This is a genomic window from Bradyrhizobium sp. Leaf396, from assembly GCF_001424605.1.
Lineage (GTDB): Bacteria > Pseudomonadota > Alphaproteobacteria > Rhizobiales > Xanthobacteraceae > Bradyrhizobium > Bradyrhizobium japonicum_C.
In genome coordinates, this window is sequence record NZ_LMQJ01000047.1 from 1 (window position 1) to 10,336 (window position 10,336).

At 63.7% G+C, this 10,336-nt stretch carries 9 protein-coding genes; 3 read left to right on the forward strand and 6 right to left on the reverse strand.

What is annotated here, in order from left to right; all coding sequences use genetic code 11:
• Window positions 1-259: 259 nt before the first annotated feature.
• A complete protein-coding gene (fahA, locus tag ASG57_RS29235; RefSeq protein ID WP_024342968.1) occupies window positions 260-1,534 on the forward strand; it encodes a fumarylacetoacetase in 1,275 nt (424 codons plus the stop codon).
• A gap of 91 nt (window positions 1,535-1,625) precedes the next feature.
• Here the strand turns inward: fahA and ASG57_RS29240 are convergent, their stop codons facing one another.
• Complete coding sequence (locus ASG57_RS29240) at window positions 1,626-1,937, reverse strand: DUF1272 domain-containing protein (RefSeq protein ID WP_024342967.1); 312 nt, start codon at window positions 1,935-1,937, stop codon at window positions 1,626-1,628.
• A gap of 73 nt (window positions 1,938-2,010) precedes the next feature.
• On the reverse strand, window positions 2,011-2,490 hold the full coding sequence (locus ASG57_RS29245) for an Lrp/AsnC family transcriptional regulator (protein WP_024342966.1): 480 nt from the start codon (window positions 2,488-2,490) through the stop codon (window positions 2,011-2,013).
• A gap of 121 nt (window positions 2,491-2,611) precedes the next feature.
• Between ASG57_RS29245 and hppD the strand changes: the two genes are divergently transcribed.
• Complete coding sequence (hppD, locus tag ASG57_RS29250) at window positions 2,612-3,730, forward strand: 4-hydroxyphenylpyruvate dioxygenase (protein ID WP_057198550.1); 1,119 nt, start codon at window positions 2,612-2,614, stop codon at window positions 3,728-3,730.
• A gap of 165 nt (window positions 3,731-3,895) precedes the next feature.
• On the opposite strand, the gene ASG57_RS29255 is transcribed toward hppD, so the two are convergent.
• The 4 genes from ASG57_RS29255 to ASG57_RS29270 all read right to left on the reverse strand — a co-directional run bounded on the left by ASG57_RS29255 (window position 3,896) and on the right by ASG57_RS29270 (window position 8,932).
• The gene (locus tag ASG57_RS29255; RefSeq protein WP_024342964.1) at window positions 3,896-5,008 is read right to left on the reverse strand and encodes a CaiB/BaiF CoA transferase family protein; all 1,113 of its coding nucleotides are present in this window, start codon (window positions 5,006-5,008) and stop codon (window positions 3,896-3,898) included.
• A 195-nt stretch (window positions 5,009-5,203) separates the two neighbouring features.
• Window positions 5,204-6,004: an FAD binding domain-containing protein gene (locus ASG57_RS29260; protein WP_057198552.1), complete on the reverse strand. Its 801-nt coding sequence runs from the start codon at window positions 6,002-6,004 to the stop codon at window positions 5,204-5,206.
• Window positions 6,005-6,017: 13 nt separating this feature from the next.
• Window positions 6,018-8,360, reverse strand: a complete 2,343-nt coding sequence (locus ASG57_RS29265; protein WP_057198555.1) for a xanthine dehydrogenase family protein molybdopterin-binding subunit — start codon at window positions 8,358-8,360, stop codon at window positions 6,018-6,020.
• An 86-nt stretch (window positions 8,361-8,446) separates the two neighbouring features.
• Window positions 8,447-8,932, reverse strand: a complete 486-nt coding sequence (locus ASG57_RS29270; RefSeq protein WP_024342961.1) for a (2Fe-2S)-binding protein — start codon at window positions 8,930-8,932, stop codon at window positions 8,447-8,449.
• A gap of 323 nt (window positions 8,933-9,255) precedes the next feature.
• Between ASG57_RS29270 and ASG57_RS29275 the strand changes: the two genes are divergently transcribed.
• Window positions 9,256-10,336: methyl-accepting chemotaxis protein (locus tag ASG57_RS29275; RefSeq protein WP_502690821.1), on the forward strand; the 1,081-nt coding region annotated here is incomplete at its 3' end.

The window sequence follows — 10,336 nt, forward strand, 5'->3', positions numbered from 1 at the left end:
CCCCGCCGCCTCGCGCTTGTACTCTTCAGTAAACGACCGACGTGCACGTTCCATTCAACACCTCCAGGCTCAACGAGCCTACTACAGGTGTCCACTCATTCGGAGGAAGTTCAGTGGCTCGTCGCGAAGCGACGAGACGGGTGAGGGGTCTCTCTCCGCGACCTCTCTTACGATTGAGTTTGCCGACAGAGACCCCTCATCCGGCGCTTCGCGCCAGCTTCTCCCACGAGGGGAGAAGGAAGAAAGAACCGAGCCAAACGTGACAACCCACCCCAACGATCCCAGCCTCCGCTCCTTCATCGACGTGGATCCCGCTTCCGACTTCCCGATCCAGAACCTGCCCTATGGTGTGTTCTCAACCGCAGCCAATCCGACGCCGCGGGCTGGGGTGGCGATCGGCGACTGCGTGCTCGACCTTTGGACGCTCGAGCAGGAGTCCAGGCTCGACGTGGGGCCGCTCGGCGTGTTCTCCGAAGCCTCGCTCAATCGGTTCATGGCGCTGGGCCCAAAGGTCTGGTCGAAAGCCCGTGCGCGCATCAGCGAGCTCTTGCGGCACGACAATCCCGAGCTGCGCGACAACGAGGAGCTGCGCAAGCAGGCCCTGGTTCCGATGCGCGATGCCAAGTTACACATGCCGTTCGCCGTTTCCGGCTACACCGATTTCTACTCGTCGAAGGAGCACGCCACCAATGTTGGCGTGATGTTCCGGGGCAAGGACAACGCGCTGCAGCCGAACTGGCTGCATATGCCGATCGCCTACAACGGGCGCGCCTCCACCGTCGTGGTGTCGGGCACGAAGGTGAAGCGGCCACGGGGACAGCTGAAGCCGCCGAATGTCGAGCTGCCGAGCTTTGCGCCGTGCAAGCGGCTCGACTTCGAGCTGGAGATGGGCGTCGTCATCGGCCAGTCATCACCGATGGGCGGCATGCTCAGCGAGCAACAGGCCGAGGAGATGATCTTCGGCTTCGTGCTGCTCAACGATTGGAGCGCGCGCGACATCCAGCAGTGGGAATATGTGCCGCTCGGCCCGTTCCTGGCCAAAGCCTTCGCGACTTCAATCAGCCCCTGGGTGGTGACGCGCGAGGCGCTGGAGCCGTTCCGGCTGAAGGGGCCGGAGCAGGAACCGGTGCCGCTCGACTACCTCAAGCAGACGAAGCCGCAGAACTACGATGTCGAGCTGGACGTCTCGCTCCGCGCTGCAGGTGCCAACGCACCCGCCAGCATCAGCCGTACCAACTTCAAATACATGTACTGGTCTTCGGTGCAGCAGCTCATGCACCACGCCTCCTCTGGCTGCGCCATGAATGTCGGTGACCTCTTGGGCAGCGGCACCATCTCCGGCCCGGAAAAAAACCAGCGCGGCAGCCTGCTGGAGATCAGCTGGAACGGCACCGAGCCGGTCGAGCTGCCTGGCGGCGTCAAGCGCTCCTTCCTGGAAGACGGCGACAGCCTCGTGATGCGCGGCTGGTGCCAGGGCGAGGGCTATCGCGTCGGGTTCGGTGAGGTCGAGGGAACGATCTTGTCGGCGGAGTGAGATCCGTTTTTGTTGGGCCCGCGCGGCGCGAACCCGGAACCCCGAAATTCCGGGCTCGATGCTGCGCATCGCCCCGGAATGACCGGCCAAATCACCGTCTTTCTGGCGGCACGTCCTTCACCCGTGCGCAATGCGCTGCGATATCCTCCACGCTGTACTTCAAATGCACCCGCTTGTCCGACGGCGCCTGCTTGGTCGTGCACACGCCCGGCCGCCATTCCTGCGTTGGCCTGATCGGGCGCGGGGCAAAGCCGCCGCCGCAATTCGGGCAGACGTTGAAGAGTTTCGTCTCGACGCAGTCCGCACAGAACGTGCATTCATAGGAGCAGATCCGCGCATCGGTTGCGTTGGGCGGCAGGTCGCGGTCGCAATATTCGCAGTTCGGCCGAAGCTGGAGGGCCATGTCGAATCTCCGCACATCGAGCTGGATCATCGCAGATCGCCCACGCCGCGCGAATGCCATAGTTCCCTCGATTTCAGCCGGCCCCGATCTCCCTGAGCGGCAGCTTTGAGCTCTCCTTCAGCCGATCCAGCACGATGGAGGAACGCACATGGGCCACGCTCTGGTGCGGCATCAGGACGTCGTTCACGAGGTTGGAGAGGCCCTTGAGGTCACGCAGCACGGCCTTCAGCACATAGTCGGCATCGCCCGTAAGCGAATACGCCTCCTGGATCTCGTCGATCCGGTTCACCAACGCCCGAAAACGCTTGGAGTTATCCGGCGAGTGAGTCGCAAGCCCGACCTGGATGAAAGCGATCACGCCGAAGCCGAGCGCCTCGCTGGACAGGTCCGCATGATAGCCCGCAATCACCTTCGCCTCCTCAAGTCGCATCCGCCGCCTCGAGCATTGCGAGGCTGAGAGGCCCGCGACCTCGGCGAGCTCCTGGTTGGTAAGCCGGCCGTCGTCCTGCAGCGCGCCGAGGATCTTGAGATCGAAGACATCAACTGAAATCATGCGCCGATCGCCCAATATGTGCACGGATCGTGCACAGGTTAGCGAAAACGCGTCTCGTTTGCACGCTCCTTGCAGGCGCCATGAAGGATAGTTCCTGCCAGCAGCAATCTGGGAGAATACCATGGGTCCGTTTCCGCACGATGCACCGCCGGCCGCGATCAGTGCCGACAACCCGATGGGCACCGATGGCTTCGAGTTCGTCGAATACGCGCACCCCAATCCGGAAGAACTGCACGCCCTGTTCAAGCTGATGGGTTATGCGCCCGTCGCGCGCCACAGAACCAAGAAGATCACGGTCTATCGCCAGGGCGACATCAACTATCTCGTCAACGAGGAGCCTGGCACCCACGGCCATGACTTCGTCGCCGCGCACGGCCCCTGCGCGCCATCGATGGCGTTCCGCGTGGTGGATGCCAGGGCGGCATATGACCGCGCGATTTCGCTCGGTGCCGAACCCGCCGACCTATCATCCGCGCAGAAGACGCTCGACGTCCCCGCGATCAGGGGCATCGGCGGCAGTTTGCTTTATCTCATCGATCACTACGGCGCCAAGGGATCGGCGTATGATGCCGAGTTCGAGTGGCTGGGCGCACGCGATCCACGGCCGGCCGGTGCCGGCCTGTTCTATCTCGATCATCTCACCCACAACGTCCATCGCGGCCGCATGGACGTCTGGGCAGGCTTCTATGAGAAGCTGTTCAACTTCCGCCAGATCCGCTTCTTCGACATCGAGGGCCGCGCGTCCGGCCTGTTCTCGCGGGCGCTGACCAGCCCGGACGGCAAGATCCGGATTCCGATCAACGAGGACGCCGGCGATGCCGGCCAGATCGAGGAATATCTGAAGACCTATCGCGGCGAGGGCATCCAGCACATCGCCTGCGGCTGCCGGGATATCTATCGTACCATCGAGGGCTTGCGCGAGGCCGGCCTGCCGTTCATGCCGTCACCACCCGACACCTATTTCGAGCGGATCGACGCGCGCCTGCCCCAGCATGGCGAAGACATCGCACGCCTCAAGAAGAACGGCATCCTTATCGACGGCGAGGGCGTGGTCGACGGCGGCCAGACCAAGGTGCTGCTGCAAATCTTCTCGGCCAACGCGATCGGGCCGATCTTCTTCGAGTTCATCCAGCGCAAGGGCGACGACGGCTTCGGCGAGGGCAACTTCAAGGCCCTGTTCGAATCGATCGAGGAAGATCAAATCCGGCGCGGGGTGCTGAAGGTCGGGACGGCAGCGTAGGCGCTGCTTTGAGGCACGCTGTTGCGACACAAGAGGTGTCGTCCCCGCATCGGGCGGGACCTATAACCACGGGGAGTAGTTTTGCGAGCCGATAACTCGGCGTCTTCGCCCAACTACTCCTGGGATCATGGATCCCGGGCTCGCGCTCCGGGATGACAGCGGAAGTTACTTCGCGGCCTTCCACGCGGCCGTCACCGCCCCGATCTCCGCCGCTTCCGGCTCGCGAACCGCCGACGGCGTACGCGAAAACCGCGGCGCCGGGGCGGGCTGCTTCACGCCGTGGCGCTCGACGAAGACGTTGCGGGCGACCATGTGCGGATGCCGTGTCGCCTCCGACATGGTCAGCACCGGCGCGAAGCAGATGTCGGTGCCTTCCATGATCTTGCACCAGTCCTCGCGCGTCTTGCTCTTGAACACGGCCTTGAGCTTCTCCTTCAGTGCTGGCCAGGCCTTCGGGTCCATCTGCGCGTCGAAATCGGCATCGGTGAGCCCGGCATGTTCGCGCAGCAGCGCATAGAATTGCGGTTCGATCGAGCCGATCGAGACGAAATGGCCGCAAGCGCATTCATAGACGCCGTAGAAATGCGCGCCGCCGTCGAGGAAGTTCTGGTTGCGTCCTTCGGTCCAGCGCCCCATCGCGGTCATGTCGAAGAAAAACGACATCAGCGATGCCGCGCCGTCGCACATCGCTGCATCGACGACCTGGCCATTGCCGGACTTTTCCGCTTCCAGCAGGGCAGCGAGCACGCCGACGACCAGATAGAGCGCGCCGCCGCCGAAATCGCCGACGAGATTGAGCGGCGGCACCGGCGCTTCCTTCGGTCCGATCGCGGCGAGCGCCCCGGTGATGGAGATGTAGTTGATGTCGTGGCCGGCGGCGTTGGCAAGGGGGCCTTCCTGGCCCCAGCCGGTCATGCGGCCATAGACCAGCTTGGGATTGCGAGCGAGCACGACGTCGGGTCCAAGTCCGAGCCGCTCCATCACCCCCGGACGAAAACCTTCGACCAGCGCATCGGCGCTGGCCAGGAGGTCGAGCACCTGCGCGATCGCCGCCTTGTCCTTGAGGTCGAGCTCGATCACCTTGCGTCCGCGACCGGCCACCGACTTCGTGCTCTTCTTTGCGCCGATGCGATCGAGCGTGACGACGTCGGCGCCCATGTCGGCCAGCATCATGCATGCGAACGGACCAGGTCCGATGCCGGCGAATTCGACGATGCGGAAGCCCGACAGCGGGCCGGAGGTGCGGACGGATGAGGTGGGGGCTGATTTATCGAGCACGTTGTTGTTTCCTCGGGTCGCGGAGATGCCGGTGGCCCGGCAATCGCCTCGGACGTTCCTCTGTGGGCGAGTTAATTGACCAATTAACTTTTCTCGCCTTCACGGCAGCGAGGCAAGCGGTTTTCATGCCGCACGACCAAATAAAAACGGCGCGCACCGAAGTGCGCGCCGCGGGAAAATTGTGTCGAGGCGCTATCAGCGAGCCGCTGCGACCGCGCGCTGAGCCATCACCTTGACGAGATTGGCGCGGTACTCGGCCGTGCCGTGGATGTCGGCCAGCAATCCGTTCGCCGAAATCGTCACGCTGTCGATCGCCGACGGCGACCAGTTCGCCTTCAGCGCCGCCTCGATCGCGGGCACCCGCATCACGCCATTCTGCGAGGCGCCGGTCGCGGCGACCCGCACCTCACCTGACTTGGTCTGCGCCACGAACACGCCGGTCAGTGCAAAGCGCGAGGCCGGGTGCCGCATCTTTTCGTAGCCTGCCTTCGCCGGAACGGGGAATGACACGGCGGTGATGATCTCGCCGTCTTCGAGCGCCGTGGTGAACAGACCCTTGAAGAAATCATCCGCCGAGATCGACCGCTTGTTGGTCTTCACGGTGGCGCCAAGCGCGACCAGAGCGGCCGGGAAATCCGCGGCAGGATCGTTGTTGGCGATCGAGCCGCCGATCGTTCCGCGATAGCGCACGGCGGGATCGCCGAGCACCGAGGTGAGATAGGAGATCGCGGGGATCGCCTTCTTCACATCGGGATTCTGCATGATGTCGTAGTAGGTGGTGGCGGCCTTGATGGTCAGCACGTCGCCCGACAGCTCAACGCCCTGCAACTCCTTGATCCTGCCGAGGTCGATGACGTCAGAGGGGCTGGCGAGGCGCTGCTTCATCACCGGCAACAGCGTCTGGCCGCCCGCGAGGAATTTCGCGTCGCTACCTTTTGCGAAAAGGCTTGCGGCCTCGTCGACCGAGGAGGCGCGATGATAAGTGGTCTGGTACATCTTCGGTCCTCCTTCAAGCCGCGTGGATGGTGCGCCACACCCGATCCGGGGTTGCGGGCATTTCCAGGTTGTTCTTGCCGATCGCATCCGTGATCGCGTTGATCACGGCCGCCGAAGCGCCGATCGCACCGGCCTCACCGCAACCCTTGATGCCCAGGGGATTGCCCGGGCACAGCGTCGTGGTGTGGGAGAGGTTGAACGAGGGCAAATCGTCGGCGCGCGGCATGGCATAGTCCATGAACGAGGCCGTAACCGGCTGGCCGTTGGCATCGTAGATCGCGTGCTCGAGCAGGGCCTGACCAATGCCCTGCGCGAGGCCGCCATGGACCTGTCCCTCGACGATCATCGGATTGATCAGCCGGCCGAAATCGTCGGCCGCCACGAAGTTGATGAAGGAGGTCTTGCCGGTGCCGGGATCGACCTCGAGCTCGCAGATATAGGCGCCGGCCGGGAAGGTGAAGTTGGTCGGGTCGTAGAAGGCGCTCTCCTTCAGGCCCGGCTCCATGCCTTCAGGCAAATTGTGCGCGGTATAGGCTGCGAGCGCGACCATCGGCAGGGCGATCGCCTTGTCCGTGCCGGTCACCTTGAACTCGCCGTTCTCGATGACGATGTCGGCTTCCGATGCTTCCAGCGCATGAGCCGCGATCTTCTTGGCCTTGGATTCCATCTTCTCCATTGCCTTCAGGATCGCGGTAAGACCGACGGCAGCGGAGCGCGAGCCGTAGGTGCCCATGCCGAACTGCACCTTGTCGGTGTCGCCATGGACGATCGAGACCTGGCTGATCGGAATGCCCAGCCGTTCGGCGACGAGCTGGCAGAAGGTGGTCTCGTGACCCTGGCCGTGGCTGTGCGACCCCGTGAGGATCTCGATGGTGCCGACCGGGTTGACGCGCACCTCGGCCGATTCCCACAGGCCGACGCCGGCGCCCAGGCTGCCGACTGCCTTGGACGGCGCGATGCCGCAGGCCTCGATGTAGCAGGAGAGGCCGATGCCGCGCAGCTTGCCGTCGGCTTTCGCCTTGGCCTTGCGGGCGGGGAATCCGGCATAGTCGATCGCCTTCATCGCGGCATCCAGCGAGGCGTTGAAGTCGCCGGTGTCGTAGGCCATGATGACGGGCGTCTGGTGCGGGAACTGGGTGATGAAGTTGGTCCGGCGCAACTGGGCCGGATCGACGTTGAGCTGCCGCGCCGCCGTTTCCATCAACCGTTCGATCAGGTAGCTCGCCTCGGGACGGCCGGCGCCGCGATAGGCATCGACCGGCGTGGTGTTGGTGTAGACGCCGATCACCTCGGCATGGATTGCCGGGATGTTGTACTGGCCCGACAGCAGCGTCGCGTAGAGATAGGTCGGCACCGAGGACGAGAACAGGGACATATAGGCGCCGAAATTGGCGTAGGTCTTCACCTTGAGGCCGGTGATCTTGTTGTTGGCGTCGAAGGCCATCTCGGCATGGGTGATGTGGTCGCGGCCATGCGCGTCGGTGAGGAAGGCTTCGCTGCGATCACCGGTCCATTTCACGGGACGCTCGACCTTCTTGGATGCCCACAGCGCCACCATCTCCTCGGGATAGATGAAGATCTTGGAGCCGAAGCCGCCGCCGACGTCGGGCGCGATCACGCGCAGCTTGTGCTCGGGCGCGATGTTGTAGAACGCGGACAGCACCAGACGGGCGACGTGCGGGTTCTGCGATGTCGTGTAGAGCGTGAAATGCTCCTCGGCCGGATCGTAATCGGCGATCGCCGCGCGTGGCTCCATCGCGTTCGGAGCCAGACGGTTGTTGGTGACGTCGAGCTTCACCACATTGGCGGCCTTGGCAAAGGCGGCATCGGTGGCGCTCTCGTCGCCGATCACCCAATCGTAGACCTGGTTGCCCGGAGCCTCGGGATGAAGCTGCGGCGCGCCGGGCTTGATCGCCGCCCGCATGTCGGCGACTGCGGGAAGCTCCTCGTAATCGACGACGACGGCTTCGGCCGCGTCGCGCGCGAGATTCTTGCTCTCGGCGATCACGACGGCGACGGCTTGGCCGACGAACCGGACCGTCTCCGGCGCCATCGCCGGCCAGGCGCCCATCTTCATCGGGCTGCCGTCCTTCGAGGTGATGGCCCAGCCGCAGATGAGATTGCCGACCTTGTCATCGACGAGCTGCTGGCCCGTGAGCACCGCGACCACACCCGGCATCTTCAGCGCGGCGGAAGAGTCGATCTTCTTCACCTTGGCGTGCGCGTGCGGGCTGCGGACGAAATAGGCGTGGGTCATGCCCGTCAGCTTGATGTCGTCGACGTAACGGCCCTTGCCGGTAATGAAACGCTTGTCTTCCTTGCGCACGACGCGTGCGCCGATGCCTTCAACACCCATGTCTGGTCCTCCCGACCGGAAATTTGTCCACCCGCGCTCTCCACCGAGAGCCGCAGTGACGGTTTTCTTGTTTGTAACGGGCCGCTCTACTCGGCCGCCTGCGAGACCTTCATGCGCCCGGCCGCATCCAGCACGGCTTTGACGATGTTATGGTAGCCGGTGCAGCGGCAGATATTGCCTTCGAGCTCCTGACGCACGGTGGCCTCGTCGAGCTGGCCCCCGTGGCGATGCACGATGTCGATCGCCGACATGATCATGCCGGGCGTGCAATAGCCGCATTGGAGACCGTGATTGTCGCGGAAGGCAGCCTGCATGGGGTGCAGCTCGTCGCCCTTCGCGATGCCCTCGATCGTGGTAATGCTGGCACCATCGGCCTGTCCGGCCAGCATGGTGCAGGATTTAACGGCTTTCCCGTCCATGTGCACGACGCAGGCGCCGCACTGGCTGGTGTCGCAGCCGACATGGGTCCCCGTGAGATTGAGGTGATCGCGCAGAAGCTGGACCAGCAGCGTGCGGTCCTCGACATCGACAGCAACGGCCTTGCCGTTGACCGTCAGTTTGACTGTAGACACGGAGAGTCCTCCCGGGATTGATTTTGATTGCTTCTAATTAGAGACAGCGACCCGGAACTTTGCAACTAGGATTTTGGTCGCTGGCGTCATGGAAAAGTCATTGATCCATTCGTGGCGCTGATCCGCGGGAGGCATACGCCGAGCCGGGCGGAGCGCCGGGCCGGCGTGGGATGCCAGGTCTCCGTCTCTGGTCGGCCTTTGGCCGAGAGGCTGAAGATGCGCCGAATTTACCGGCCCTTATCCATTCTGCCTTAGTTCTGCGCATTCAGGTCCGGGGGCGGGGCGCCTCCAGATCGCGGCTGACGACAAAATTGGGGGTGGGAATGTCCGGGCGTATCGCGTCACCGTCTAAGCGCACACTGTTTCCGACCCTCAGGTTCCGCGCAAAGATCATCCTCGGATTTGCTGCAGTGCTGGCAATCTCCGCCGGCAGCATGGCCTTTTCCTATTTCGGCTTCGAGCGGGTCGCTTTCGGAGTCGGGTCGTACCGCAGCAGCGTTTCGGAGGCCGATCTTGCCCGCAACATCGACCGCGAGCTGCTGGCCTATCGCTCTGCTGCCAAATATTTCGTCGTCACCGGCAAGGAAGACGACGCCAAGGCCGCGCTGGATGCCGAAGGCAGCCTGAAGAATGCGATCGACGAGGCCGTCAAGGGTGTCAAGAACCCGGCAAGGCAGGAGAGCCTCGCCAAGCTCGCCAAGGAGTTCTCCAATTTCTCCAGCACGTTTGGAAGGATCCTCCAGGCCAAGCGTGATAGTGCGCTGCTGGTGCAGAACCAGCTCGGGCGTAACGCCAACCTCCTGAAATACAAGCTCGACGACATCGGCAACAACGCGTCCGATTCCGAAGCACAGGCAATCGAGTTCGGCACCAAGCAGGTCAATGCCCAATTCCAGACCGCGAGCGCGGCGGCGACCAACTTCGTGCTGACGTCCGACCAGACGATCGCCACCAGCGCGCTGGCCCGGCTGAAATTCGTCGAGAACTCGCTCGGCGCGATCTACTCCATGGACGACAAGGTCGTCGCGGGCCTGAAGGATGCCAAGGCGCTGCTCGGGGCCTATCGCGAAGCACTGGAGAAGCTGATTGCCAATGCCAAGCTCGTCGATGATCTCGTCACCGCGATGAACGGCTCGGCCGGTGCGATCCTGCAAGGCGCGACCACCATGAAGTCGGACCTCGTCGCCGAGCAGCGGCGGCTGGATTCCGAATCGGAGGCGACCATCGGCCAGACCGAGCAATTGGTGCTGATGCTGGCCGTCGGTGGCACGCTGGTTGGGGTGGTCCTGGCCTTCCTGCTCGGCACCGGCATCTCGCGTCCGATGATCGCGATGTGCAAGGCGATGCGCGAGCTCGCCGCCGGCAATTTCGACGTCGTGCTGCCCGGCCTCGGCCGCAAGGACG